Source organism: Shewanella sp. 10N.286.45.A1, assembly GCF_041470405.1.
In the GTDB taxonomy this organism is placed as follows: Bacteria; Pseudomonadota; Gammaproteobacteria; order Enterobacterales; family Shewanellaceae; genus Shewanella.
In genome coordinates, this window is sequence record NZ_JBFRMK010000044.1 from 1 (window position 1) to 26,301 (window position 26,301).

At 43.5% G+C, this 26,301-nt stretch carries 30 protein-coding genes and 1 pseudogene; 14 read left to right on the forward strand and 17 right to left on the reverse strand.

The genetic code is table 11. The features are described from left to right. Window positions 1–297: 297 nt before the first annotated feature. Window positions 298–1,662 carry a hypothetical protein gene (locus AB4238_RS03885; RefSeq protein ID WP_372031481.1) on the forward strand — a complete coding sequence of 455 codons (1,365 nt, stop codon included), beginning with the start codon at window positions 298–300 and terminating at the stop codon, window positions 1,660–1,662. A 56-nt stretch (window positions 1,663–1,718) separates the two neighbouring features. Here the strand turns inward: AB4238_RS03885 and AB4238_RS03890 are convergent, their stop codons facing one another. Further along, window positions 1,719–2,144 (reverse strand): hypothetical protein, encoded by a 426-nt coding sequence (locus AB4238_RS03890; protein WP_372031484.1) that lies wholly within the window; start codon window positions 2,142–2,144, stop codon window positions 1,719–1,721. Between the two features lie 201 nt (window positions 2,145–2,345). Beyond that, window positions 2,346–2,582: a transposase gene (locus AB4238_RS03895; RefSeq protein WP_372031487.1), complete on the reverse strand. Its 237-nt coding sequence runs from the start codon at window positions 2,580–2,582 to the stop codon at window positions 2,346–2,348. Between the two features lie 708 nt (window positions 2,583–3,290). Here AB4238_RS03895 and AB4238_RS03900 point away from each other — a divergent pair. Further along, window positions 3,291–3,959 (forward strand): OmpA family protein, encoded by a 669-nt coding sequence (locus tag AB4238_RS03900; RefSeq protein WP_372031489.1) that lies wholly within the window; start codon window positions 3,291–3,293, stop codon window positions 3,957–3,959. A gap of 255 nt (window positions 3,960–4,214) precedes the next feature. Next, window positions 4,215–5,006, forward strand: a complete 792-nt coding sequence (locus tag AB4238_RS03905; RefSeq protein WP_372031491.1) for a molybdate ABC transporter substrate-binding protein — start codon at window positions 4,215–4,217, stop codon at window positions 5,004–5,006. Window positions 5,007–5,079: 73 nt separating this feature from the next. Here the strand turns inward: AB4238_RS03905 and mgtE are convergent, their stop codons facing one another. The 12 genes from mgtE to AB4238_RS03965 form a co-directional block, all read right to left on the reverse strand. Further along, window positions 5,080–6,444 carry a magnesium transporter gene (gene mgtE, locus AB4238_RS03910; protein ID WP_372031494.1) on the reverse strand — a complete coding sequence of 455 codons (1,365 nt, stop codon included), beginning with the start codon at window positions 6,442–6,444 and terminating at the stop codon, window positions 5,080–5,082. 132 nt (window positions 6,445–6,576) lie between these two features. Continuing rightward, a complete protein-coding gene (locus AB4238_RS03915; protein WP_371991155.1) occupies window positions 6,577–6,852 on the reverse strand; it encodes an HPr family phosphocarrier protein in 276 nt (91 codons plus the stop codon). Then, window positions 6,839–7,693 carry an RNase adapter RapZ gene (gene rapZ, locus AB4238_RS03920; RefSeq protein ID WP_372031497.1) on the reverse strand — a complete coding sequence of 285 codons (855 nt, stop codon included), beginning with the start codon at window positions 7,691–7,693 and terminating at the stop codon, window positions 6,839–6,841. Before rapZ ends, AB4238_RS03915 begins: the two co-directional genes overlap by 14 nt. Before the next feature lie 203 nt (window positions 7,694–7,896). After that, window positions 7,897–8,340 carry a PTS IIA-like nitrogen regulatory protein PtsN gene (gene ptsN, locus AB4238_RS03925; RefSeq protein ID WP_020910874.1) on the reverse strand — a complete coding sequence of 148 codons (444 nt, stop codon included), beginning with the start codon at window positions 8,338–8,340 and terminating at the stop codon, window positions 7,897–7,899. A gap of 2 nt (window positions 8,341–8,342) precedes the next feature. Then, complete coding sequence (gene hpf, locus AB4238_RS03930) at window positions 8,343–8,630, reverse strand: ribosome hibernation promoting factor (RefSeq protein ID WP_372031500.1); 288 nt, start codon at window positions 8,628–8,630, stop codon at window positions 8,343–8,345. A gap of 30 nt (window positions 8,631–8,660) precedes the next feature. After that, on the reverse strand, window positions 8,661–10,172 hold the full coding sequence (locus tag AB4238_RS03935) for an RNA polymerase factor sigma-54 (protein ID WP_372031503.1): 1,512 nt from the start codon (window positions 10,170–10,172) through the stop codon (window positions 8,661–8,663). Window positions 10,173–10,308: 136 nt separating this feature from the next. Further along, window positions 10,309–11,040: an LPS export ABC transporter ATP-binding protein gene (gene lptB / locus AB4238_RS03940; protein ID WP_371991163.1), complete on the reverse strand. Its 732-nt coding sequence runs from the start codon at window positions 11,038–11,040 to the stop codon at window positions 10,309–10,311. Next, on the reverse strand, window positions 11,037–11,585 hold the full coding sequence (gene lptA / locus AB4238_RS03945) for a lipopolysaccharide transport periplasmic protein LptA (protein WP_371991165.1): 549 nt from the start codon (window positions 11,583–11,585) through the stop codon (window positions 11,037–11,039). Before lptA ends, lptB begins: the two co-directional genes overlap by 4 nt. 64 nt (window positions 11,586–11,649) lie before the next feature. Further along, on the reverse strand, window positions 11,650–12,207 hold the full coding sequence (gene lptC / locus AB4238_RS03950) for an LPS export ABC transporter periplasmic protein LptC (RefSeq protein ID WP_372031505.1): 558 nt from the start codon (window positions 12,205–12,207) through the stop codon (window positions 11,650–11,652). Next, the gene (gene kdsC, locus AB4238_RS03955; protein WP_372031508.1) at window positions 12,204–12,755 is read right to left on the reverse strand and encodes a 3-deoxy-manno-octulosonate-8-phosphatase KdsC; all 552 of its coding nucleotides are present in this window, start codon (window positions 12,753–12,755) and stop codon (window positions 12,204–12,206) included. Before kdsC ends, lptC begins: the two co-directional genes overlap by 4 nt. Window position 12,756: 1 nt before the next feature. Beyond that, window positions 12,757–13,734 carry a KpsF/GutQ family sugar-phosphate isomerase gene (locus AB4238_RS03960; protein WP_371991171.1) on the reverse strand — a complete coding sequence of 326 codons (978 nt, stop codon included), beginning with the start codon at window positions 13,732–13,734 and terminating at the stop codon, window positions 12,757–12,759. Between the two features lie 46 nt (window positions 13,735–13,780). Then, complete coding sequence (locus tag AB4238_RS03965; protein WP_372031510.1) at window positions 13,781–14,740, reverse strand: calcium/sodium antiporter; 960 nt, start codon at window positions 14,738–14,740, stop codon at window positions 13,781–13,783. A 175-nt stretch (window positions 14,741–14,915) separates the two neighbouring features. Here AB4238_RS03965 and mlaF point away from each other — a divergent pair, with 175 nt between their 5' ends. From mlaF to AB4238_RS04005, 8 genes and pseudogenes are all read left to right on the forward strand, one after another. Then, a complete protein-coding gene (gene mlaF, locus AB4238_RS03970) occupies window positions 14,916–15,728 on the forward strand; it encodes a phospholipid ABC transporter ATP-binding protein MlaF (RefSeq protein WP_372031512.1) in 813 nt (270 codons plus the stop codon). Then, entirely contained in the window at window positions 15,721–16,500 is a 780-nt protein-coding gene (gene mlaE, locus AB4238_RS03975; RefSeq protein WP_372031514.1) for a lipid asymmetry maintenance ABC transporter permease subunit MlaE, read from the forward strand. The genes mlaF and mlaE overlap by 8 nt, the downstream gene beginning before the upstream one ends. Window positions 16,501–16,570: 70 nt before the next feature. Further along, window positions 16,571–17,041, forward strand: a complete 471-nt coding sequence (gene mlaD, locus AB4238_RS03980; protein WP_248973539.1) for an outer membrane lipid asymmetry maintenance protein MlaD — start codon at window positions 16,571–16,573, stop codon at window positions 17,039–17,041. Window positions 17,042–17,058: 17 nt separating this feature from the next. Beyond that, entirely contained in the window at window positions 17,059–17,730 is a 672-nt protein-coding gene (locus tag AB4238_RS03985) for a phospholipid-binding protein MlaC (RefSeq protein ID WP_372031517.1), read from the forward strand. Next, window positions 17,730–18,023 (forward strand): lipid asymmetry maintenance protein MlaB, encoded by a 294-nt coding sequence (locus AB4238_RS03990; RefSeq protein ID WP_372031519.1) that lies wholly within the window; start codon window positions 17,730–17,732, stop codon window positions 18,021–18,023. The genes AB4238_RS03985 and AB4238_RS03990 overlap by 1 nt, the downstream gene beginning before the upstream one ends. A gap of 13 nt (window positions 18,024–18,036) precedes the next feature. Then, window positions 18,037–18,288 (forward strand): BolA family protein, encoded by a 252-nt coding sequence (locus AB4238_RS03995; RefSeq protein ID WP_044555622.1) that lies wholly within the window; start codon window positions 18,037–18,039, stop codon window positions 18,286–18,288. Window positions 18,289–18,309: 21 nt separating this feature from the next. After that, window positions 18,310–19,569, forward strand: coding sequence for a UDP-N-acetylglucosamine 1-carboxyvinyltransferase (murA, locus tag AB4238_RS04000; RefSeq protein WP_372031521.1), 1,260 nt, complete (start codon window positions 18,310–18,312; stop codon window positions 19,567–19,569). A gap of 415 nt (window positions 19,570–19,984) precedes the next feature. After that, window positions 19,985–20,242: pseudogene (locus tag AB4238_RS04005) on the forward strand (IS4 family transposase); the annotation flags it as partial. Between the two features lie 55 nt (window positions 20,243–20,297). Here AB4238_RS04005 and degS read toward each other — a convergent pair. From degS to AB4238_RS04020, 3 genes are all read right to left on the reverse strand, one after another. After that, on the reverse strand, window positions 20,298–21,380 hold the full coding sequence (degS, locus tag AB4238_RS04010) for an outer membrane-stress sensor serine endopeptidase DegS (protein WP_372031523.1): 1,083 nt from the start codon (window positions 21,378–21,380) through the stop codon (window positions 20,298–20,300). A 125-nt stretch (window positions 21,381–21,505) separates the two neighbouring features. Continuing rightward, a complete protein-coding gene (locus tag AB4238_RS04015) occupies window positions 21,506–22,861 on the reverse strand; it encodes a DegQ family serine endoprotease (RefSeq protein WP_372031526.1) in 1,356 nt (451 codons plus the stop codon). Between the two features lie 520 nt (window positions 22,862–23,381). Next, entirely contained in the window at window positions 23,382–23,723 is a 342-nt protein-coding gene (locus AB4238_RS04020; RefSeq protein WP_372031529.1) for a ZapG family protein, read from the reverse strand. A 161-nt stretch (window positions 23,724–23,884) separates the two neighbouring features. Between AB4238_RS04020 and zapE the strand changes: the two genes are divergently transcribed. From zapE to rpsI, 3 genes are all read left to right on the forward strand, one after another. Then, window positions 23,885–24,994 carry a cell division protein ZapE gene (gene zapE, locus AB4238_RS04025; protein ID WP_372031532.1) on the forward strand — a complete coding sequence of 370 codons (1,110 nt, stop codon included), beginning with the start codon at window positions 23,885–23,887 and terminating at the stop codon, window positions 24,992–24,994. 339 nt (window positions 24,995–25,333) lie between these two features. Beyond that, complete coding sequence (rplM, locus tag AB4238_RS04030) at window positions 25,334–25,765, forward strand: 50S ribosomal protein L13 (protein ID WP_020910899.1); 432 nt, start codon at window positions 25,334–25,336, stop codon at window positions 25,763–25,765. A gap of 14 nt (window positions 25,766–25,779) precedes the next feature. Then, on the forward strand, window positions 25,780–26,172 hold the full coding sequence (rpsI, locus tag AB4238_RS04035) for a 30S ribosomal protein S9 (protein WP_020910900.1): 393 nt from the start codon (window positions 25,780–25,782) through the stop codon (window positions 26,170–26,172). Window positions 26,173–26,301: the final 129 nt, after the last annotated feature.

Consider the following 26,301-nt stretch of genomic DNA (forward strand, 5'->3'; position numbering starts at 1 on the left):
ATAACCATTGTGTCATTTATCCGCCTTGAATTAGTTCGCCAAAAACGCTCTGAGTAGATCAACTACTTATACTGATTGGTATAATATATATGAGGGGTTGTCACAAGCAACCTCTATTACTCTTTAGTCACATTTTTAACCGCTATATTGATGTCTTTTATTCCTGTAATTATAAATAATAACTCTAGTTTACAAAGCTATATATAGCCTTTCCTTACATTGCAATTGCTGACAGTTATTGACGTAAATTATTGGTCATAGGTAGTGAGTTTGTCATTAATTAGTTAAGGAAAATAAATGAATTTTACCCCTCGGAGTATGGGTTGTCTCTTTTTAGCATTGGCTACAGTTACAGGTTGTAGTTCAGATGAAGAGAGCGATTCAAGCAGCGAAGCATACATCCAGTATTACAGCGCATCAGCCAATAGCACGGCAACCGCCCTCGTTTTAGATGATTATCAATATACCGCAATTAATTACGCAGATTCTCAACCCCGTTATGTTTACAGCACGGGAACGGTTGAAATGGAAGTGGTTGGTAGTGATGAATCTGGCGATGAGATATCGCTTTACACTTCAACTTTGTCGTTCGCTAATGGTGATGATCATTTCTTTGTTTTGACGGGGGACTATAGTGAACCAGAGTTAATCGATATTCAGTATGACCGCACAGAGATGGATGAGTTGAATGATGATGACAGTGATGACTACAGCAAAATGCAAGTCTTGGTGGCCCATGCTGCGTTAGGAGAAGCCACTTATGATGTTTATTTTGGTAAAGACGGCGAGGGCTTTAGTGCTGCTGCTATGTTGGACTCGCTTAGCTATAAAAGCTATTCCAGTGAAGTGATGTTTGATACAGGCGATTATGTGCTTTATCTCGCGGAGACAGGGGCAAGTGTACCTATCTATACAACAGCAACGTTGGACTTATCTTCTAACACTGTTTATAAGTTTGTGATCCGTAATAGCTTTGGCCCAGGAACACCCAAGCTCACCATTGATGCTGTTGATTCAACTGGTAGTCCGACCCAATATGCCAATATTGATGCCAACGCAGAGTATCGTGTTTTCAATGCACTGATTAATGCCAAAGAAATTGATATCACTATGTCGAGTAATCAAGAGACACAATATCTATATGATCTCGGACAATATGAGCTAAGTGATTTTACTGCTATTGGTTACAGTGATTACGGGGTGACGGTTACAGACAAGAGTGCCAATGAAATATTGGCAAACAATTTGTTAGTGACCTTTAACCAAGATGAGAGCAAGTCGATACTGCTGTACCAAGATGCGTCAGGGGTGACCAAAGGCATGACATTAACTCACGACCATCGTCCGCAAGCGTTTACTCATCAAATTGATTTAGCGAATTTGGTTTTCGATTATGAGGCGCTCGATATCTACTTTGTTAAACCGACAGAAACTATCGAGTCTGCCGAATATAAACTTAGTTATGTAGAGTTTACTGAATTGGGAACACTCAGTATTGCGTCTGGAGAATATGAGATAAATGTTGTTTTTGAAGATGACAATGAAACGCTGACTTTGCTCTATCAATCTGAGCCAATACAGTTTGATAATGCCGGCAATTACACCATGGTATTGCATAAGGATGAGTCTCAGTCGTTGGGCTATCGATTGACTATTCTGTAATGACTCCCCGAGACGTTAGTTTTGTTGTAAAAACTAGCGTCTCACCAGTACTACTATTACTTTTCTAGGCTTTTGAGGGCATCGGTATTGATGCCTTTCATCACTTCTTGTTCAAGTGCATGCTGCTGGTTTATATCGTTGGCTTTTTTCTGCTCTTGTAACTGTTGCTGTTCGATTATCATTCTAGTTTGACGCTGCGCTGCCTCTTGCTCTGTTTCACATTGTCTAAAACCATCAGACCAACCTTGAGCATACTGTTTGTCGCTGTTGAAGCGATTGACATCTTTTTTGAATTCGTCGAATAAGCTACCGCCAGCTTTGTTACCGCTATGACAACCGTCATCAAAACCGTCGGCATAGGGAAGCGGAAAGCCTTTCTCAACCATCAAATCATGCTGGCTAACGCAGCCTGAAAGTACGAAAGCCAAAGCCGTTGAAATTAACGTTGTCTTGATTACTGGATTTGCAAAGTCAGTCCCCATTGAGATTACCTCTGGATGCATATGTTATTAAGTTTAGCAGCGTAACTGAATGTGTTGCAGGTATTCTGTGATATTGGAGTGATTATTAAAGGAAAAGGTGCAGAGGTAAAAGCGAAATTAACGCGCGATTATTATTGTAATTACGATAACTTTATCATTTCGTTTGGGGGCTAAACGATAAACTTATACCTCTGCAAAGGCTTACTGAGTCATGAGCGTTAGTTCTTGAGTTAGCTGTCTAATTTTATTGCGTAATTGCGTTATTTCTGACTTTAATACTATGGTGCGACTCGTTGGTTGCTGCTCACTTTGACGTACCAGTTGATAAACAACTTTGGTCGATAAACCATATTGCTTTGCGACATCCGACAAGAGTCGGCCGTTATTTTTGACCTCATGGATGATACTGAGGTTGCGACTATGATTGATTACGGTCATTGGTTATCCTTGTTCACTACTTTGAATTAATCGAAATATTAGCTATTCGACATCCCACTGGCTGATCCCGAGATGCCTAATGACATCGACAAAGCATTGGTAGCTAATGAATATATACCCGTACTACCTGAATATGCTCGTTTCAGAGGCATTGTGCCAGTTCAATTCTAGGCGCATTGACGTAGAAATGGTTATTCCCTTCTAAGTGAGTGCAACAACGAAGTGGGCTGGCACAAAGCCTTCTGCGATGGGCTTTAATGGGCTTTACTCTGTGTTATTGATTTTACTAAGGGAGCGACCATTAATGGCAATCAATGCCTTGATTAAAGCCCATTAAACTCCCACTGAATCCTGCATCTTCAAGTAGCACGGGTATAGCTTTCAGGTCATTCATGTTAATCCTTACACTTCCTCCAAATACTACTTTATAGGTATGCGTGTTTTGTGCCATATTTAAAAAACAGACTATTTACATTTAAAACAATAGCTTGTACTTATTCTCTTACTTGCTAGTTGTAGCTAAGTGATGGTGAAAGTGACAAAAGAGGGCAAGCTTGCTTGTTTGTGGTGCAACGAGGAGAGTCGTACGATTTTAAAGCGCTTGTCGCATTGGGCATTGTCTATTCACTGGCGACTTATATACTGCTAACAAATTCACTCGATATGTTGTCGTCTTTATTCGCATGAAGACAGTTAGGAGTAATGTTTATGAGTATTAAGCACAGTAGTGCTATCGCTAGTTGTATTGTTGCAGCGGTGTTTGTTTCAGGTTGTCAGACAACCAATCCATACAGTAATGAATCGCAAAATGCCAAAGCGACTAATGGTGCTTTGATTGGCGCATTAGCGGGTGCTGCGATAGGGGTTGCCTCATCAAGTAAAAGTGATAGAGGTAAAGGTGCATTAATCGGCGCAGCATCAGGCGCAGCCCTTGGCGGTGGTATTGGTTACTACATGGATGTCCAAGAAGCAGAGCTGCGTAAGCAACTACAATCTTCGGGCGTGAGTGTGACTCGTAGCGGTGACACCATTATTTTGAATATGCCAAATGATGTCACTTTTGGCGTAGATCAAACCGATCTCAGTCAGCGAGCGCAGCAAGTGCTTAATAGCGTAGCTTTGGTCGCGCTTGAATATGATGAGACCAAACTTAATGTCATGGGACATACTGATAGTTCTGGAGCTGCATCTTATAACTTAAGATTGTCTCAAGTCAGAGCCAGTGAAGTGGCAAGTTATTTGATGAGCCAAAAAGTGCCATCAGCGCGTGTGGTTTCTCATGGTGTTGGTGAAGATAGACCCATCACCAGCAATGAGACTAAAGCTGGTCGAGCTGAGAATCGCCGAGTAGAGATTATCCTTAGTCCACTAAGCTAATTTTATACTAATAACTGTCAGTGTTATTTACAGAGCAAGCCACCGATAAGGTGGCTTTTTTGTGCGCGAAGGTAAGCTGGTGGCTTGCGACTATTTGTCTAATGAGTCTCGGTTTTGAGTGATCCCATTCAAGCGCTTGAATATGCACAGTCTCGTAAGGGCGTTATAGATTGTTTTCAATTGATAAATGCTTTTTGATCGCCCTCAGTTATTGCTTTATTTATTGTCGCGTTAAAGTCACTTATGGAAACTAACATGAAAAAATGGATTGTAGCTTCGTTATTAGTCTTACCACTCACCGCTAGTGCAGCACCTATTGAGATGCGCGCCGCGGGTAGTTTGAAAAATGCTATGTCAGATATTGTAGCTGCATACCAGCTAGAGTCGGGGCAAGCGGTTAATAGCAGTTTTGCGCCGTCAGGCTTGCTTAGGAAGCGGATAGAGGCTGGCGAGGCTGTGGATGTTTTTGCTTCCGCCAATATCAAGCATCCTCAAACATTGCAGCGAAATGAACTGGCTGAAAGTGTGGTGATGTTTGCCCAAAACCAGATGTGTGCTATCGCTCAAGCTGATATTGAGCTGAGTAGTCAAAACTTACTACAGAAGATGCTTAGCAGTAATATAAGACTAGGAACGTCAACACCTAAAGCTGATCCGTCAGGTGATTATGCATGGAAGGTATTTGCAAAAGCTGATGTATTAACAGCTGGTGCGCAGCAACAGCTAGAAACTAAAGCGTTGCAACTGACTGGTGGAGAGAATAGTAAAAAAGCGCCTGCTGGACGCAATACTTATGGTTGGGTGATGGAGAACAAGCGCGCCGATATTTTTTTAACTTACTGCACTAATGCAGTATTAGCGCAAAAAGAGGTGCCAAATCTTAAGGTAGTTCAATTGCCTAAAGAGTTAGCCGTTGGTGCTAACTATGGAATGGTAGTATTAAAAGCGGCCAAGCCGGATGCTTGGAAGTTGGCGATGTTTGTACTGTCTGAAAATGGCCAGAGTATTTTAGCTGATTATGGTTTTAGTGCGCCGCTAAAGTTGTAGGACTTTCTTGGTATGACCTTACGAAAATAGCCGCCGATAAAGGCGGCTATTTGTATGATTCAACCAACAGGTTTCAATTTAGTAGAAACACTGTGGCTAAGCCTAAGAAGGCAAACAGGCCTATCACGTCGGTCACTGTGGTTAGCACCATACCGCCTGCTAGCGCAGGATCGATATTCATTCTTTTGAGAATAAGTGGAATACTGGCACCGGCTAGCCCTGCAACCGTCATGTTAATCAACATAGCGCCGCCAATGGTTGCTCCTAGTGTTATATCGCCTTTCCATGCCCAAACTGCGGCACAAACCAAAACTGACCACAGTAAGCCGTTGAGGAAGCCAATAGCGAGCTCTTTGCCGATAAGCCAACGGGAGTTACTTTGACCAATTTGACCCAAAGCAATACCACGAATAACCAACGCTAAGGTTTGGTTACCTGCTACGCCGCCCATGCTGGGGACAATCGTCATCAAAATCGCGATGGTAGCGAACTGCTCTAGTGTGCCTTCAAACATATTGCTAACAGAGGCGGCGAGTAGCGCAGCAAATAAATTAACGGTTAACCATAATGAACGGCGAAAAGTACTTTTTAGTACGGGGCCAAAGGTATCGGTATCATCATCCATACCCGCCATACCCATCATTGAGTGTTCGGCATCTTCTCGAATAACGTCAACCACGTCATCAATGGTGATACGACCGAGCAACTTGTTGTCATCATCAACAACAGGTGCAGATACCCAGTCATGACGTTCGAATAGCTGTGCGACTTCACTGTCTGACATCCCTACGGGAATCGGTTCGACATCAGCTGCCATGATATCCCTAATAGATGAATCGGGGTTACATGTCAGTAGATCGGCAATACGGACACCACCAAGTACACGATCATGCTTATCGACCACGTATAGCATATCGGTTGCGTCTGGTAGTTCGCCGCGAATTCTTAAATAGCGCAGTATCACGTCGATATTGACGTCAGGTCTTAAGGTCACCGTATCGGTATTCATGATACTACCGGCGGTATCATCGGGGTAGGAGAGTGCTTGCTCAACCCTGACCCTATCTTGAGTGCTCATCGACTGCAGCACCTCATTGAAGACGCTGTCAGGTAAGCTTCTCAAAATATAGGCTAAGTCATCGGTGTCCATGCTTTGGGCTGCTTTAGCAACTCGCTCAGGACTCATTTGACTGATCAGACTATCTTTTAGCTCTTCGCCCAGCTCGTCGAGAATTTCACCCGTATGTTCTTGGTCAATCAATTGCCAGAGCACTTGACGAGTTCGTGGCGGCGAAGATTCGAGGATAAAGGCGATATCAGTAGCTGCCATGTCCTGCAACATATTGCGGACATGAACGAACATCCCGCTACCCAATGCTTTATTGAGCTGATTGAGGCGTTGATCTGTTGTTTCATTATCTAAGACTTCAATCGGCATGGATCCCTCTCAGGCTCGTGTAAAAGGCGCATATAATAACGTAAGTAATACCAATCGCCTCAAGAAATCGCTCACTGAATTAATTGGATTTGCGTCAGAGGTATAAAGGATAAATTTTACAGGAAAAGAGGGCTAGCTGTCTTCGTCAAATTTGGCATTGATTAAATGGCATATAGCCTCTAATGCTAGCTCTGCATCTGCTCCTGTTGCAACTAACTTTATGGATTTACCCATTCCAGTCTCTAACATTAGTAAGCCTAGTACACTTACAGCTGATGCTTGTTTTTCGCCTTGGATTATTGTTATTTCAGCATCAAATTCAGAGGCTAACACCACCAGTTTAGTAGCAGCTCTAGCATGAAGGCCAAGCTTATTACATATGGTTACTTGCCGTTCAATTGTTGGCATTTTTTAACTCGCGGTGGCTAGTGGTCACTTTATGTCGTCCATCTTTAAAGTGCTCGGCAAGCCTTTCCGTTACATACACAGAGCGATGCTGGCCTCCGGTACAGCCAATCGCAATAGTCAGGTAACTGCGATTATTACGTTCTAGATCGGGTAGCCATGTACGGAGTAGATTCTCTATCTGCCAGATAAATTTATTCACTAACGGGCGTTGATTGAGAAAGTCTTGTACTGGTTTATCAAGCCCTGTCATTGGTCTTAGCTCGGGTTCCCAATGCGGATTAGGCAGGAATCTGACGTCGAACATAAAGTCGGCTTCTGTTGGCATACCATGTTTAAACCCAAACGACTCAAACTTGATCATCAGCTCTTTATCAACATTACCCAATAAAATCTCACGAACTTGATCGTTAAGATCGTAGATGTTGAGGCTTGAAGTATCGATATAGTGGTCGACTATTTTGGCCAATGGTTCTAGCTGTCGGCCTTCAAGTTGAATGGCTTCTTTCAATGATATATTGGAATGAGACAGTGGATGAAGTCGGCGGGTTTCGTTGTAGCGTTTAAGCAATACTTCATCGCTTGAGTTTAGGAAGAAGCTGAGTAACTCGACACCTTCAGGTAGATTGGTTAGGTGCTTTTCTAGCTCTGTCTCTTTCTCTGGCATATTGCGAATATCGACACTAATAGCGACGAACTCTGAATTACCCGTTAGCTGCTCTAGCAGTGTTCCCATCATCGGCAACGGAAGATTATCGACACAATAATAGCCGAGATCTTCTAGCATTCTTAAAAGAACGGATTTTCCAGAACCAGAACGACCAGAGACTAAAACGAGTTTCATCTTTTGACTACCTGATAGAAGTTAGAATGAGTGTTTTATATATGTTTACAAGATGTACTATGGTATAGATTAACTTTTTTGTTGGTGAAAGCAAGAGCTTAGGCAAGAAGGAGATAATAAATAATATTGCTGTCATATATACTCAGGTCTTTAAATAACCTAGTTGTATAACATAAGGTTATTTAAAGACCTGACTAAATTAGCTATTGAGTGATCAAATCGTACAGCTCTGATTCACTGGTGCTTTTTCTCAACTGCTTAACGATAGCTTTATCGTTAAGCTTTTCAGCCATTGAAGACAAAGTGGCTAAGTGTTGCTCACATTGCTCTGCAGGAACCAAAAGTGCAAACAATATATCGACCGGCTGCTTATCTATCGAGTCAAAAGAGATCGGTGTTTCGCATTTGATTAATATGCCCAATGGATGGTCAATATTAGTCAATCGTCCATGCGGGATTGCGATACCGTTGCCTATACCTGTGCTACCCATTTTTTCGCGAGCTAAAAGGCTCTCGAATATCTCTTGTGAAGATAGAGTAGGGTACTGGACAGCGGCAATGTCGCTGATTAATTCCAGTACTTTTTTCTTACTGCCCGGAGTGGCACAGGTGGTGCACTCCGGCTGCAGGATGGTACATAGTTCCATCGTTAGTGTTTGGTCAGCTTCTCTTTGTGTTTAATAACCTGACGATCTAATTTATCGATCAGGGAGTCGATTGCGGCATACATGTCCGCATTTTCCGAAGTGGCAAAAACTTCCCCTTTTTTAAGGTGGATTCTTGCCTCGGCAATCTGCTGCATTTTTTCTACGTTCAAAATGACGTGGACATTATTGATCTGATCGAAATGACGTTCAAGCTTTGTAAACTTTTCTTCTACATAGCCACGCAGCGATGCAGTGATCTCGATGTGATGTCCAGTAAGGTTAATTTGCATAGAAAATTCCTCCAAGTGCCTAATTTTGAGTTATAAACTCTTACGTTGGTTTGAGGGCGGGATCAGCATTGCTTCACGGTATTTCGCGATAGTACGACGAGCAACTTTAATCCCTTGTTCTGCCAAAAGTTGCGCCATTTTGCTATCGCTTAATGGTTTCTTTTGGTTTTCAGCAGCGACTAACTTCTTAATAAACGCTCTAATAGCTGTAGATGAGCACTCTCCACCGTCGTCGGTTCCGACATGACTAGAGAAGAAATACTTTAATTCGAAAATACCTCTTGGGGTATGCATATACTTTTGAGTGGTAACCCTTGAGATGGTGGACTCATGCATCTCAACAGCTTCTGCAATATCGTTTAATACCATTGGCTTCATGGCTTCATCACCATATTCAAAGAAGCCTTGTTGGAATTTAACGATGCAGTTACTGACCTTTAATAAGGTTTCATTACGACTTTCTAAACTTTTGATAAACCACTTAGCTTCCTGCAAATGACCGCGGATAAACTGGCCATCGGCTTGGCTTTTAGTGCTGCGGGCCATTGATGCGTAATGTTGATTAACATTAATTTTAGGCATGTAATCTGGGTTTAGCTCAACCACCCAGCGGCCTTTCTTTTTGGCCACAGAGACATCGGGAATAACGTATTCATCTTTGCTGCGGGTGACTGCCAGCCCTGGTCTTGGGTTGAGAGTTTGGATCAAGCTAATGGCTTCACGTAGCTCATCTTCTTTAAGCTTAGTTTTACGCATTAACTGTCTAAAATCGCGCCCTGCAATCAAATCTAAATAGTCTTTGATGAGTAGGCGAGCATTATCAATATGTGGCGTAGTCGTCGCATATTGAGCCAGTTGGATTAAGAGACATTCGCTTAAGTCGCGAGCGGCTACACCTATAGGGTCGAAATGCTGTACGCGTTTGAGCACGGCTTCAACTTCATCAATTTCTATCTCTGGATCGCCCATCGCCTCAAGAATGTCTTCACAGTTTTGAGTGAGGTAACCACGTTCGTCAATAGCATCAATAATTGCGGTGGCGATAGCCAGGTCGTTATCAGAAAATGGTGTTAAGTTCTTTTGCCACTCAAGGTGCTCATACAAGCCTTCGCTGGTTTCTCCTTGGAATGGCATATCGTCATCACGCATCCCGCCGGAACTTGCATTTGATGAGACGGTATAAACTTCATCCCAGGTGGTATCCATCGGCAGTTCATCTGGCATTGAGTCTTGAGTTAATGCATCAGAGGTTTCTACTGCGGCGCTATCTTGCTGGGGATCGACTTCGGCGCTGGCGCTGTAATCGTTATCGCTATCTGATTCTGAGTAGTTATCGGATTCGCTGGTGGTGCGATCTTCGTTGCTGACAGGTTCGCCGTCAGATTGCTCTTCATCTAATTCTAGTAGGGGATTAGACTCTAATGCTTGCTGGATCTCTTGCTGCAGCTCTAAAGAGGACAGTTGCAGTAAGCGGATTGCCTGCTGTAACTGTGGAGTCATGGTTAGCTGCTGACCCATTTTGAGCTGAAGTGACGCTTTCATCTTACCGCTATTCCCTACACTGTAATTAAACGTTGAAGCTCGTTAATTTGGCGAAGAGAGCGTAAAGGCCCAACACTATGATTATATTAGTATACTTAACTAGTGTCGCGCTTTAAACGCTCATGTTGTTGATTAACTATAGCCTGAATTGTTCACCTAAGTACACTGCTCTAACCTGCTGGTTGTCTAAGATTTCGGCAGGCGTGCCTTCTGCAATGAGATTTCCGTGACTTACGATATATGCATGTTCACATACGTCTAATGTTTCACGAACGTTGTGGTCAGTAATAAGCACACCTAGGCCGCGACTTTTTAGCTGTTCAATGATTTTTTTAATGTCGATGACCGAAATAGGATCGACACCTGCAAAAGGTTCATCAAGCAAAATAAATTTTGGGTTGGCTGCTAGCGCTCGTGCAATTTCAACTCGGCGACGTTCACCACCAGATAGTGCCATACCTTGGCTATCTCGTATGTGAGTAATATGAAACTCTTCAAGTAAACTTTCTAGCTGCGCTTCACGCTGCTCATTATCAATATCGCTGCGAGTCTGCAGTACTGCCATGATGTTGTCACGGACCGAAAGTTTTCTAAAAATACTCGCTTCTTGGGGCAGGTAGCCAATACCTTTTCGAGCCCTAAGGTGCATCGGATCTAAGGTTAAGTCATCTTCATCAATAAAGATCTGCCCCTTGTCGCTCTGTACTAACCCCACAACCATATAGAAAGTTGTAGTTTTACCTGCTCCATTTGGACCTAATAGACCGACAATTTGCCCTGTTTTTACCGTTAAACTCACGTCTTGAACAACAGCTCGATTTTTATAACTCTTAGCTAAGTTGCGTGCGGTTAGCGTTTTTTGGATCATTGCTGCTCCTGCTTTTCTATCGGTTCCGCTGGGGTTTCAGGAGTCTCTTCTTGGTAGGCTTCAGGCTGAATGATAGTAATCACTCGGTCATTGCCTTGGCCGGTGCTTTCTGCAATAAGTTGCTGTAAACCAATATTGTACTTAATGCGGTTACCTGTGACCTGGCTACCCTCTTGCTCGAGTGTAGCATCACCTAGCAAGGTTAAGGTTCTGGTCGCGAGTTCGTAACGGATCTCTTTGGCGCTTGCCGTTGCGGGGCGACCATCTTCCATGACTTGGGTGTATGTTGCTGGCTTACCCGTAGCGACTAGGGTTTTCCCTGAGTTCGCTTCTTTAGAGAAAACCCGCAATTCATCAGCTTTCATTTTAATTGAGCCTTGAGTCACCTCTACAGGGCCAAAAAAGATAACCTGATTGTTTTTGATATCAGCTTCTTGGCTTGCAGCGGCAATTTTGACCTCTTGCTTAAGGTCATCGACAGCGGCATAGCTGCTAATGCTAAGCAGACACAATAGACCTGCAAGTATGGATTGATTGTATTTCATAACTTCCTTCTACTCGGCCATTAGTGTGACAGTACGAGTGAGTATATTGGTTTTTTTGAACAGCTTATTTAGCATCGTAGATCCCTTCGACTTCGCTGATCAGTTTTACACTTTGAGCATTAAGGTCAGCATAAAGACCTGTACCTTGAATAACAAACTCATTGCCGGTGACGTGAATAATTTCATCAGAGGTCATTATCATGGTATCCAAGTCTAGCTCTAAATAAGATGTCGATAATGTTTGAATCGGCTCTTCAGGGCTAATAGAGTCAATAATAACATTGTTTTGTAATGAGACCTTACCGGTTAAATTGTTATGGCTGCCTTTCGTTGCTCTTAAGCGCCATTGTGCTTGGCCATCATCGGGATAGATTAAATACACTGGCTCTGTGAAGTAAGTCATACTGGCATCTTCATAGTGTTCCATATGCTTGGCTGTGACCTTACTATTTACAAACCCTGCTTCATTGTACTCTGTGCTGCGTAGGTCATCGATGATGTAATTGGGCCGCTCGCTTGCATCGACGTCTAACGTTTGATCGCCTTTTTTTGACTGCACCTGCCAATAGAGGATCAGTGCTGTACCAAATAAGGCGATTATCGCTAGGGTGACGCGATTCATATGCTCATCCCATGAGCTGACTCAAACTTGTCTTGGCTAAGCAGCAGTAGATCTGTTAATTCGCGCAGTGCACCATGGCCGCCTTTAATGTGGGTCGTCATCAAAGCATGCTGCTTAACGTATGGGTGGCCATCAGCTACGCATACAGATAGGCCCACCTCCTTCATAACGGGAAGATCAACCATATCATCTCCGATATAGGCGACTTCATCAGGACGTACATCGTAAAGCGCTAGCAATTCTTGGTAAGGATCGAGCTTATTATCGACGCCTTGGTAGATGTGAGTGACGCCGAGGGCTGTCATTCTGTCTGTGACAATTTGTGATTTTCGGCCGGTAATAATAGCCACGTTGATACCACTAGATAGGACTGAACGCACACCGTAACCGTCGCGGGTATGGAAAGTCTTAAGTTCCTCTCCGGCATTGCTCATGTAAACCAAACCGTCTGAAAATACGCCATCGACATCACAGATCAGTAGTTTGATCTTGCTGGCTGCTTGCCAAACGTCATCACTGATTGGTCCGTAAAATCCTTGCTTAGACATATTAAATAACTCCTGCTTTAACCATATCGAGCATGTTCAATGCGCCGACGGGTTGTTGCTTTGAATTGATGACGATAAGACCGTTAATATTTTTCTCTTCCATGACTTTCAATGCTTCTGCCGCCAAAACATTATCGGTAATTGTGACACAGCCTTTACTCATCACATCAGCGATAGAGGTAGTGCGTAAGTTTACCTCAGCATCAATCACTCGACGCAGATCGCCATCGGTGAAAATCCCGACTAAGGTGTTTGCTTCATCAATAATGGCCGTCATTCCTAAGCCTTTTTTAGAGATCTCATAAAGCGCGTCGGTAATGCAAATATCATGTTTTACTAAAGGCAGTTCATTACCGCTGTGCATCACGTCGCTGACTTTTAATAATAGCTTACGACCTAAGCTTCCACCTGGATGAGAAAGGGCAAAATCATCTTTGGTAAAGCCACGTGCTTGCAGTAAAGCAACGGCTAATGCATCACCCATAACCAAAGTGGCTGTTGTACTTGAGGTTGGTGCTAACCCAAGAGGACATGCCTCTTCTGGTACTTCAATACAAAGATGCAGCTGTGCGAGTTTTGCCATATTTGAATCTGGCTTGCCGGTGACCGATATCATCGGCAGTCCCATACGCTTAATGACGGGCATTAAAGTTAGGATTTCGCTCGACTCACCGGAGTTTGAAATAGCAAGTACGATATCGTTTTCACTCAAAACACCTAAGTCACCATGGCTAGCTTCACCTGGATGGACGAAGAAGGCTGGGGTTCCCGTACTGGCTAATGTCGCTGATATTTTGTTACCGATATGGCCTGATTTACCCATGCCCATCACGATAACTTTACCCGTACATTGCAATATTAGTTGGCAAGCTTGGGCAAATTCACTCGAATCAACATACTGATGAAGGTTATCGAGGGCTTGCTTCTCGATATCAATCACTTTGGTGCCCCATTGGCGTAACTGCTGTTCATCTACCATTTCTTGGTCTCTCTTTAATTTACTGCTTTAGTTGCTGCACCCATATTTAAGATAGGAAAAGTAACGCTTGGTATGCAACAAATGTAATCAGTAGTACGACGCCGTGCCACGGTTTTAATTGCCGTGCGCGTCCGGTCAATAAGATCAGTATTGCAAGTGCACTGCTCGTTGCAAGTACCATGTAGAAATCTCGTGTACTTGCTGCGGCATCGACTGCGCCAGGTGCAATGATGCCAGGTAGTGCAAGTACCGCTAAAATATTAAATAAGTTAGAACCAACAATATTACCGATGGCTAAGTCATCTTCTTTCTTCAGAACGCCTGCTATACAGGCTGCAAGTTCAGGTAAGCTGGTGCCCACTGCAATAATGGTGAGTCCGATAACTAAGTCTGAAAGGTGATATGCCTTGGCAATCCCTACGGCACCTTGCACCATCCAATCTGCAGATAATGGTAATAGTACCATTCCAATGACTAGCCAGAAAATGGCTTTCTTTGTCGGAACATTAGCAGGGATCTCATTGTCTGCATCGATGGCCAGAGCATCGCGATTTTTATTGGTCAGCGCATGCCAAATAAGATAGCCCATTAGTGCAAAAAATAGCACCATCAAAGACACACCTTCAATGCGAGTAAGAAAACCATCGTGTAAAAAACAACCCACTATCGCCGTCGCGGCTAGCATTAAAGGGATTTCACGCCTTAGGGTTTGCGAGCTGACAGAAATCGCACCGAGTAGTGCGGTTATTCCTAGAATTAATGTGATATTCGCAATATTTGAGCCGAGAACATTGCCAATCGCAGTATCTGTCATCCCTTCCATTGAGGCTGTCGCTGCGACAAACATTTCAGGGGCTGAGCTGCCCATCGCGACGATGGTCAAGCCGATCAACATGGGTGGAAGACCTAAATTGCGCGCAAAGGCTGCTGCACCGTAAACAAACTTATCAGCACTCCAGACTAAAGCACCTAAGCCAGCCACTAACAAAAATATATTAAATAACATCGATTCTTAGTATTTTGGGATATAGCCGCGTATTTTCGCTGTAATTTAAGAAAAATGAAAGTATTGAGACGAGATAGTGTTGATTTGGTTGTACCTCAATGGCCAATTACGTACAATTTCTTCCTTTGCGGTATGGGAAAATGGATGTTTCTAACTTCGAATGCAGGGCTCATGCATGACTCAAAAGCATAACTCATTGGTCGAAATCCACAATATGGCCTTTAGCCGAGGTTCTCATGTCATTTATGAGGACATCAGTTTGTCGATCCCTGCGGGCAAGGTGACTGCGATTATGGGACCAAGCGGGATCGGTAAGACAACCTTACTTAAGCTTATTGGTGGTCAACTTACTCCAGATAAGGGCACAGTGCTTTTTGATGGCACAGATGTGCATCAATGCAATCGAACTGAGCTGTTTGCACTGCGTAAGCGTATGAGTATGCTGTTTCAGAGCGGCGCACTATTCACTGACATGAATGTATTCGATAATGTCGCTTTTGCATTGAGAGAACACTCTGGCCTGCCTGAAGCCATTATTCGCCGTATTGTATTGATGAAGCTTGAAGCGGTTGGGCTGCGCGGCGCAGCTAAGTTAATGCCTACTGAATTATCGGGAGGTATGCAACGTAGGGCTGCTTTAGCACGTGCCATTGCCCTAGAGCCAGAAATCATCCTTTATGATGAACCCTTTGCAGGGCAAGATCCTATCTCTATGGGAGTGTTGGTTAAGCTTATTCGTGAACTGTCCGATGCTCTTAACCTTACTTCTGTGGTGGTGTCTCATGATGTGGATGAGGTGTTAGGTATTGCTGATTATGTTTATGTATTAGCAGATAAAAGAATTATTGCCCATGGTACGCCGGATGAGCTGCGTTTAGCAGATAACCCGCAACTGAAACAGTTCATTGGTGGTGAACCAGACGGACCCGTGCCGTTTCATTACCCTGCGCCTGATTATAAAAAGGAGTTGTTAAGTGGGCATGATTGAACAAATTGCTAAATTGGGTCGCGGCGCTATTGACTTAGTGACAGGGCTTGGCAGAGCAGGGTTAATGCTTTGGGGAGCCATTGCGCATCGGCCAAGGTTGAAGAAAGGCCTGCCATTACTGATTAAGCAGTTGTATGTCATCGGTGTGCAGTCAATGGTCATCATTTTGGTGTCTGGACTATTTATTGGCATGGTTCTAGCGTTGCAAGGCTATAATATCTTAGTAGGCTTCGGTACAGAAGAGAGCTTGGGGCCGATGGTCGCCTTGAGTTTATTGCGAGAGTTAGGTCCTGTGGTCACGGCATTACTGTTTGCTGGACGAGCAGGTTCAGCATTAACAGCTGAACTTGCGTTGATGAAAAGCACTGAACAGCTATCAAGTTTAGAGATGATGGCGATAGATCCGTTACGACAGATTATCGCGCCGCGATTTTGGGCGGGAGTGATTAGTCTGCCATTATTGGCACTGATGTTTACCGCTATTGGTATTTACGGTGGTCACATTGTTGGTGTTGAGTGGAAAGGTATTGATAGTGGCGCCTTTTGGTCAATCTTGCAGTCATCTGTAGAGTGGCGACAAGATATTGTTAACTGCATGATAAAGAGCTTGTTGTTTGCTGTAGTGGTCACCTGGATTGCACTTTATCGTGGCTATCATGTCATCCCAAATCCTGAAGGGATCAGCCGCGCAACGACTCAAACTGTAGTGCAGTCGAGCCTTGCGGTATTGGCATTAGATTTTCTATTAACGGCAATGATGTTTGGTAGCTAATACTAATTTCTAACGTTGTTATTGCGGTTAATTATTGTTTAGATTTATTGAATAGAGTGGTAAATGAGTTATGTTGACACGGAAGATTGAGGTATTGGTCGGTCTATTTTTATTGTCAGGGTTGGCTGCATTTTTGATTTTGGTTTTTAACGTCGCTAATGTTGAAGTGAAGACTGGTGATAATAGTTATACCTTGCATGCAAAATTCGACAACATAGGTGGTTTGAAAGTGCGCTCACCGGTTAAGGTTGGTGGTGTTGTTGTTGGTCGTGTCAGTGCTATTGAGTTAGATCCAGAAAGGTTGGTTCCGGTTGTCAGCTTGTCGATGGACAAACAGTACAAGTATTTTCCCGAAACCAGCAGTTTATCTATTTTGACATCAGGCTTATTGGGCGAACAGTTTTTAGGCTTATCTCCGGGTTTTATGGACGATGATATTGAAATGTTAGTTGATGGCGACAGTATTGATGATACCCATTCCGCCTTGGTACTAGAGGAGTTGATTGGTCAATTCCTTTATAGTGCAGGCACTAAGGATTAGTAGTTGGAGTAATGGATATGTTTAACAATTTTTTTCGTGGGTTAGTGTTGGCCTCAGCGGTTATATTAGGTTTTACAGCTCAAGCTGCAGACAATGGTGCAGTAGACATTGAAATCGATACAACCAACCCCTACACATTAGTGGAAGCCGTTTCTCAAAAAACCTTTGCCCGTTTCAATCAAGATAAGCAGTTGATTGCGGATAATCCTGATCACCTTAAAGTTATCGTGACCGAAGAGTTAATGCCGTATATTGACTACAAATATGCGTCTTATAAAGTATTGGGCCAATATCTGCGCGAAACTACAAAAGATGAACGTGCTCGCTTTGTAGAAGCTTTTCGTGGTTACTTAATCTCAACCTATGCGCAAGCATTTACTGAATATACCAATCAAACAGTGGAGTTTAGCCCTGCTAGAGACTTTACGGGTGAGAAGATGGTCAATGTTGATGTTAGGATTATAGATAAAGGGCGCCCGGATATTAGTCTGCAGTTTAAAGCTAGACGTTTAAAAGATGATAGTTGGAAAGCATTTGACTTAGTGGCAGAGGGCGTTAGTTTGTTGTCTTCTAAAAAATCAGAGATCACCAATTTAGTGCGTCAAAAAGGCATAGAGCCTGTGATTGAGATGCTAATAGAACGCACTGAAACTCATATTGAGTTAGGTGAAAGTGAGCAGGCTAATTAGTGGCGAGCTTTCAACAACAAGGCATAATTTGTGCGATTAATGGCAATCTAGATCAGAAAGCCGTAATCAGTCTATGGAATGACAGAAATCACTTATTGGATGTGGATACTGCATTTTTGCAGTTATCGAGCATTGAATATTGTGACAGTGCCGGAGTGGCATTTTTACTCGAATTAGTCAGTATTTTTGCTGCTAGAGGCGCCAGTTTAAAGCTGGTTTCTGCTTCAGAGCAGCTTAAGAAATTTATCGTATTATATGATTTAAACGACTTCTTCATTGAAGAAGCACAGTAAGGTGAACAGTTCCATGGAATGTAAAGATATAGAAGCTATCCTGTTAGAAGCGTTATCACTAGACGAAGTTAAAGTGACTCAAGAAGGTACTCATTACAAAATCGTCGCTGTCGGTGAATGTTTCGACGGTATGGGGCGCGTAAAGCAGCAACAAACTATTTATGGTCCATTAATGGCTCACATTACTAGTGGTGAGTTACATGCAATTACTATTAATGCTTTCACGCCGACACAGTGGAAGCGTGAAAAAGTCTTTAATATGTAATTGCGGATTTAGAGAGTTAACGTGGATAAATTAAAAATTGAAGCAAGCAGTGCGCTTGCAGGCGACGTTGTCATTTCAGGTGCTAAAAACGCCGCTTTGCCCATCCTTATGGCTGGTGTGTTAGCCGAGACTGATTTCAATGTCTCTAACGTGCCAAGTCTTAGAGATGTTAATACCAGTTGTGAGCTTTTACGTTGCTTAGGTGCTGAGGTTACGCGCTCTGGCAATGGTAAAGTTTGCATTTCAACGACTAACCTTAATGAGTTTTGTGCACCCTATGAGTTAGTTAAAACCATGCGTGCGTCGATACTCATTTTAGGGCCGTTGCTTGCCCGTTATGGTAAGGCTGATGTGTCACTGCCTGGCGGTTGTGCAATTGGTGCTCGACCTGTAAACCTTCATCTGCAGGGGCTCGAGCAAATGGGCGCTAAGATAGAAGTTAAAGAGGGTTATATTAAAGCCCGGGTTGATGGTCGACTAAAGGGCGCACATATCTTTATGGATATGATTAGCGTTGGCGCGACCGAGAACTTACTCATGGCTGCAGCCTTAGCAGACGGTGAAACCGTGATTGAAAATGCTGCCCGTGAACCTGAGGTGGTTGATTTAGCTAATTGCTTAATCGCTATGGGCGCTAAAATCGAGGGGGCTGGCACCCATACGGTTCGTATTCAAGGCGTTGAGGCATTACAAGGTTGTGACTACCAAGTGATGCCAGACAGAATTGAAACCGGTAGTTTTCTTGTGGCAGCGGCAGTGACTCGCGGGAAGATACGTTGTACTAAAGCTGATCCTAAATCGTTAGAAGCGGTTTTGGCTAAGCTTGAAGATGCAGGGGCAAAAATCACTACAGGTGATGATTGGATTGAGCTTGATATGCAGGGGCAGCGTCCTAAAGCTGTCAATATTAAGACAGTTGCCTATCCTGGCTTTCCAACAGATATGCAAGCACAGTTTTGTGTGCTGAATGCTTTAGCTGAAGGTACTGCGACGATTACTGAAACTATTTTCGAGAACCGTTTTATGCACGTCCCAGAGTTGAGCCGTATGGGGGCAACCATGGAGTTAGAGGGGAACACCTGTATTATTCACGGTATTGAAAAGCTTAATGGCGCTCAAGTGATGGCTACGGATCTGCGTGCTTCTGCTAGTTTAGTGATTGCCGGCCTTGTTGCTGACGGTACTACAACGGTTGACCGAATCTATCATTTAGATCGTGGTTACGAGCACATCGAAGATAAGTTTAAAGGTCTTGGTGGTGATGTTAAGCGAGTAAAATAACCGTTTAGCACAATATTACTGAATAAGAACCATTTAGGTGTTATAGCCTAAATGGTTTTTTGTTTTATGAGCTAGCGCAAGTTGCTGAGGAGATAAATAGGAACAAGATCAAGCTAAAGTGATCTTTACAATGTTATCTTTTTCACATGCCTATTTTCGTGACTTTTAACATCTACCTTTTTACGGCCTAGTATTTTTCTCTATCGGCTGTGCGGTTGCATTTCGTAATTTTCGTTATAGTCAGTTAAAAGTTGCACCAACTTTGTGGGCGTTAGCCATTTTTGGATTCTCTCATGCTTTCCATGAATGGTCTGAACTATACGTTATTGTATTTTCTGAGGGTATCCCACCGCAATATCAACTGTTAACTCAGTGTTTACGGCTAGCTAAACTTTTCCTTTCTTATATTGCGCTAATGGTATTGATGGCGCATTCATTAAAAGGGGTCTTCCCTAACCAATTGAGTTTTAGAGAAGCGTCGTCGCATATTATTTTTAAACTATCCCAACTTCCTAGCATATCTCCCGGCAATATCCCTAAGGTAATCTTTGATATAGAAAAGAATGCTAAACAGTTTATTTTAGAGGGGAAAAGGGAGCGTAGTTACCCTAGAGTGTTGAAGTGTTCAAAGGACCGATATCCCATAAAAAAGAAAGCCGTTAACGTTAAGTGAACGGCATTATGCTAACTGCAGGCTTTTTTAGGGCTAAACGCAGTGCATTTAGCTGCTAATTATAGTGAACAGGCTTCTCTGCGATGACTACAGGTACATCGTAAGATTTCCCTTCACGAATAATTGTCAGCTTGACCTCTTTGCCTGGCGGGGTTTCTGCAATTCTATCCATCAGCATCTCTACACCTGGAATGGCTTCGCCTTGGTAATGAGTAATTACATCGCGCTTTCGTAGTTTTGCTTTGGCTGCGGGTCCAACAGGGTCAATACTGGTGATGAGAACACCAGTCAGATCTGGAATGTTGAGGATCTGCGCCATAACCGGGCCAACAGCTTCGCCGCCAATACCTAAGGCACCACGAATTACGCGACCATCTTGAATTAGCTTGCCCATAATACTGTGGGCAAGTTTAATCGGGATCGCGAAACTAATACCATGGGTGCCACTTTCATTACCAATTTGAAAAGCCGCAGTATTAATCCCCACGAGTTGCCCGGTGGTATCGATAAGCGCGCCGCCTGAGTTACCAGCGTTAATCGCGGCGTCAGTTTGTAGAAAATCAAGGTAGCCTGAGCTCAGCCCATTTCGACCGGTTGCACTGATAATACCTTGGGTAATCGTTTGGCCTAAGTTGTATGGGTTACCAATTGCAAGTACAACGTCACCAACGCGAGCTGGAACGTCGAGCTCTAGCGGCACTAAGGGCAGATTGTCACCTTCTATTTTTAGTACTGCTAAATCGGTTTCAGGATCACTGCCGACAACTTCAGAGGTGAACTTTCTACCATCTTGCAGGGCAACGACAATCTCATCGGCTTGCTTGATGACATGGTAGTTAGTGAGTATGTAGCCCTCTTTACTCATTATCACACCGGAACCGAGACCTTGCAGTGAGCTAGGCTTAAGCGGTTTTCTTTGATCTATGCTAAGGCTGTAAATATTGACAACAGCGGGAGCAGCCCTGCGCACAGCTGTTGCAAAAGAGAGTTCGTTGCTACTGGTTACCGCGCGATTGAATAAACCATTGGTGAGGCTTTGCCCGGTAATTAAAGGCATCACAATAATGATAACTGCAGCCATGATAAGGCCAAATGCTATGGCTTTACTGACATATATAAGAGTGTCTTTAATCATCATGTCTGGGAGTAATACTGAAAAGGTGAGTTAGATTAACATGTTTGAAGCTAGCACGCAGTATGTTAGCTCTGGGCAAGCATAAAATAGCCGAGTTAATCACTCGGCTATTTTTACAAGGGAGCCGGTTAGCGAAGGATCAAATAGATACTGGTATTATCTCGCTGAATTTTTAGCGCGACAGAACCCTTTTGATCTTCAAGTACTGATTTCAATGATTTAAGGTTTTTCACTTTACTGCGATTAACACCGACAATCACATCACCCTTTATCAGACCACTTGCGGCGGCTGGTGAGCCTTGAGCTACGTCAGTAATGCTTACGCCTGAACCGTTTGAGTTCTCAAGCTTAGCGCCTTGAAGCATTGGATGCACTGCGCCAGCTGCGGCTTCTGCCGTTTGAGTTGATTCTCCGAGTACAGCTGTGACCGTTTCTTCATCGCCATCACGAATTAGGCCAAACTCAACTTTGCTGCCCGCTCCCATAGTGGCCACTTTAGCTCGCAGCTCTTGGAAGCTTTTAATCTTACGCCCATTGACGCTGACAATAATATCACCGACCTTAATTCCAGCTTTGTCTGCAGCGCTGTCAGGCATCACTTCATTGATAAAGCCACCATGCTGGGTTTCGATACCAAAGCCTTTGGCAAGTTCGCTGGTTAGGTCTTGACCTAATACGCCGAGTACTCCGCGGCGTACTTCGCCATGTTCAATGATCTGTTCAACTAGGTTGTTAACCATATTGGCTGGAATGGCAAAGCCAATACCGACATTACCACCTCCAGGTGCGACAATCGCAGTATTAATGCCGATAAGTTCGCCGTTGAGATTCACCAAGGCACCACCTGAGTTACCACTGTTTATGGCTGCGTCGGTTTGAATAAAGTTCTCTAGCATCTCAATACCTAGGCCGCTACGTCCCATGGCACTGACAATACCTGAGGTTACTGTTTGTCCAAGGCCAAAGGGGTTACCGATAGCCACGGCAAAATCGCCAACCTGTAATTTGTCTGAATCGGCACGTTTGAGGGCGGTAAGATTTTTAGCTTCAACCTGTAATAAAGCGATATCAGATTCGGCATCAGTGCCAATTAGCTTGGCTTCGACTTCACGGCCGTCATGTAAGCCGATGAGAATTTCGTCAGCGCCTTTGATTACATGGTTGTTGGTAACAATGTAACCCTCTTTAGCATCGATAATGACCCCCGACCCTAGCCCTTTAAACGGACGTTCCTGCACTTGCTCCCTTGGCGCATTAGGGCCAAAGAAGTAGCGAAATGCATCAGGAACCTTTTGTTTAGAAACGTGTGTGCCTGAAACTGCAACCGCAACAACTGCCGGTGTGGTTTTTTGTAGCATAGGAGCTAAGCTAGGAATGGCTTCACCACCAACGGCTAAAGGAATCGCTGCTTGAGATACAACAGGGGCTAGCGTTAATGTTGCGCCCAAAAGGGCTGCTGAAAGTAAGGATAATTTAGTCTTCATTTATACGTTGCTCCAATTTCTTCAAAACTAATGTCAGCATGGTTCTGTAAATATGTTTCCAATATGAAGGCAGTTGCCATGCATTTAATAAAATCACATCATTTGTTATTGAGTCGGACTCAAGCGAGTATCAAAAAGTTCATCAATCATTAACAAAGGTTAATTCAGCAGTACATTATTTTTATTTGTTTAAATTGATGGGGCTTTCTTAGTATATACCCGTGCTAGCCGAATATGCAGGATCCAGTGGGCGTTTAATGGACTTTCAATAGCAGGCTTTAGTTTATCGCTGCACCTAAGTGTCTTCATCCTTGTCGGCAAGGCCGCGATTGCCGCTAATGGTCATCCCTTTGCTAAATTCAGTAACAACGAGTACAGACTATTTTTTAATTAAATAAGCCGCTTCTTAAAAAGACTCTGTGCCTGCCATTTCGTTATTGCACTCACTTAAAAGGGAGTAACCATTTAAGTGAGAGCGTTCAAGCACTGTACGGGCACAATGTGTCTGAAGCGAGCATCTTCAAGTAGAACGGGGATGGGCACTATCTATTGAAGCGCTGTGGTTATCGATGGCCTCAGCCTCAGAGGCTACTGTGCTAGGGGGCGTCGCGGTCAATACACTGGCTGATGTACTCCACTTTTGGTTCACTTTAGTAATAAGGTTGGTTAACTCTGCCAACTGTTTGTCGTGATCATCGCAGTGATCTGACACCTCTTGCTTGTACTGGCTTAACTCTAATTGTGTTTGCTCTAATTGCTTATTTTGACTCTTGTCTTTGCTATTCCTAGATAAAACGCTATGTCCCACATAGCCGAAAACGCTACCGATAACAAAGGCTGCGAAGGTTAATGCCCATTCCATACTGACTCCAATAACTACTTTAAATAAGAGAGATGTAGCCAAATATACATTGCAGCATTCCGCCGTGGTACTATTTACTGCAGAGTTTAATTAAAATTAACCGTCAAACAGCCAAAAATGGCTGATTTGTGTTTGTCCCCTACTTATAGAGAATGATTTACGTGTCGCATTTAACGCCTTGGCAGCATTATCAACAAGATCTAACTCGAGATGACTTTTCCCACGACGTTGCACAGGAGCAAGCCGTTAAACAGTTGCAACGTGTGTATGACGATCTTAATGCATTAAATTCTCAAGGCCGCAGTAGCAATAAACTGTTGTCTTTATTTGGTAAGAGATCAAAGACAAATGTTCAAGGGCTCTATTTATGGGGCGGTGTCGGGCGCGGTAAGACTTACCTTATGGACACCTTCTTTGATTCACTACCAGGTGAAAAGAAGCTGCGAGCACATTTCCATCGCTTCATGCATCAACTTCATATCGATTTAGCTGCTTTACAAGGTCAACGTGATCCATTGGTGATGATTGCAAAAGAGATGGCCGTTAAGTATCAGGTTATCTGTTTTGATGAGTTCTTCGTTTCTGATATCACCGATGCGATGTTGTTAGGCACACTGTTTGAATCTCTGTTTGCTGAAGGTGTGGCTTTGGTTGCAACTTCTAATATCATTCCCGATGAGTTATATCGTAACGGCCTACAACGAGCACGATTCTTACCTGCAATCGCAGCGATTAATAAGCATTGCGATATTTTGAATGTAGACTCTGGAGTCGATTATCGTCTGCGGACACTTGAACAAGCTGAGATCTTCCATTCCCCGCTCGATGCCAAGGCTGAGCAAAATTTACAAGAGTACTTTGCTAAGCTCGCACCGGAGTCAGAAGTATCAACCTTGGGGTTAGTGATTGATGGACGGACGATTGATATACGCCAGCAAGCTCAAGGTGTATTACTAATTGATTTTAGAGCCTTATGCGATGGTCCGCGCAGCCAGCGAGACTATATGGAGGTTGCAAGACTTTATCATACAGTGCTGCTGAGTAATGTTGAGCAGATGGGCGAACATTTGACCGGCGACGATATCGCACGGCGATTTTTGGCGATGGTTGATGAGTTTTATGAGCGGAACGTTAAACTCATCATTTCGTCCGCGGTATCACTAGAAGATATTTATACCGAAGGCTTACTGAATTTCGAATTTAGGCGCTGCCGCTCAAGATTAACAGAGATGCAGTCCCATGATTATTTGGCGTTGGAACATCTGCCATAAGTCAGAGTTGCATCAAATAGGTAGATAGTTAGCGCGTTAATTAAAGTGCCGCTACTGCCTTGAACAGCTCTTTAGTAGGTGTCAGTAAACAGGTTGATGCTAGCGGGTAGAGTTTGATAGATGAATATTTTTAAAAGAGATAGCAATTAATCTAAAAATTAGGTGATTTTTAACTCATCTTTGTCTATAATCCGCCACCTGCCCTCGTTATCCACCATTTTAGGTGGAAGTTGTAAAGCCTAATTCTTTGCTCGAAGGGGCGGGGAAAGGCATTTTTTGTGTTTTTGCCAATAGTGGCATTAGCATGTGAGACAGAATTTTAACATTGGGTTTTTGTAAATGAAGACTACTTTTACTGCTACACCTGAAACAGTCACTCGTGATTGGTTCGTCGTTGACGCCGAAGGTAAAACTTTGGGTCGTATCGCTACTGAAATTGCTACTCGCCTACGCGGTAAGCATAAGCCAGAGTATACGCCTCATGTAGATACTGGTGACTACATCATCGTTATTAACGCTGATAAAGTTACTGTGACTGGTAACAAAGCTAAAGGCAAAGTTTACTACTCACACTCTGGTTTCATCGGTGGCATTAAGCAGATTACTTTTGAGAAGCTGCAAGATCATAAGCCTGAAATGATTATTGAGAAAGCAGTTAAGGGTATGCTACCTAAAGGTCCTTTGGGCCGTGCCATGTTCCGTAAGCTTAAAGTTTACGCTGGTACAGAGCATAACCACGCTGCACAACAACCTCAAGTTCTTGATATCTAAACGGGATTATAGCAATGGCTGCAACTCAATACTACGGCACTGGCCGTCGCAAAACATCTACAGCTCGCGTATTCGCTAAAGTAGGTACTGGTAACATTACTGTTAACAAACTACCTCTAGACGAATATTTTGGTCGTGAAACTTCTCGCATGGTTGTTCGTCAGCCACTTGAGCTAGTTGAAATGACTGAAAAGTTAGACATCAATGTAACAGTTAAGGGCGGTGGTAACACTGGCCAAGCTGGTGCAATCCGCCACGGTATTACTCGTGCGTTGATGGAACTTGACGAGTCTCTACGTCCTTCTCTACGTGCTGCTGGTTTCGTTACCCGTGATGCTCGTAAAGTTGAGCGTAAGAAAGTTGGTCTACGTAAAGCACGTCGTAAGCCACAATTCTCAAAGCGTTAATTTTCGCTTTCAGAGTTCAAAAAACCCAGCTATATGCTGGGTTTTTTATTGCCTGTAATTTACCGAGCTTCAAGCTTGCAGCTCTTAATACCAATTGCATTAATGCCAAATGCATTAAGTATTTGAGCA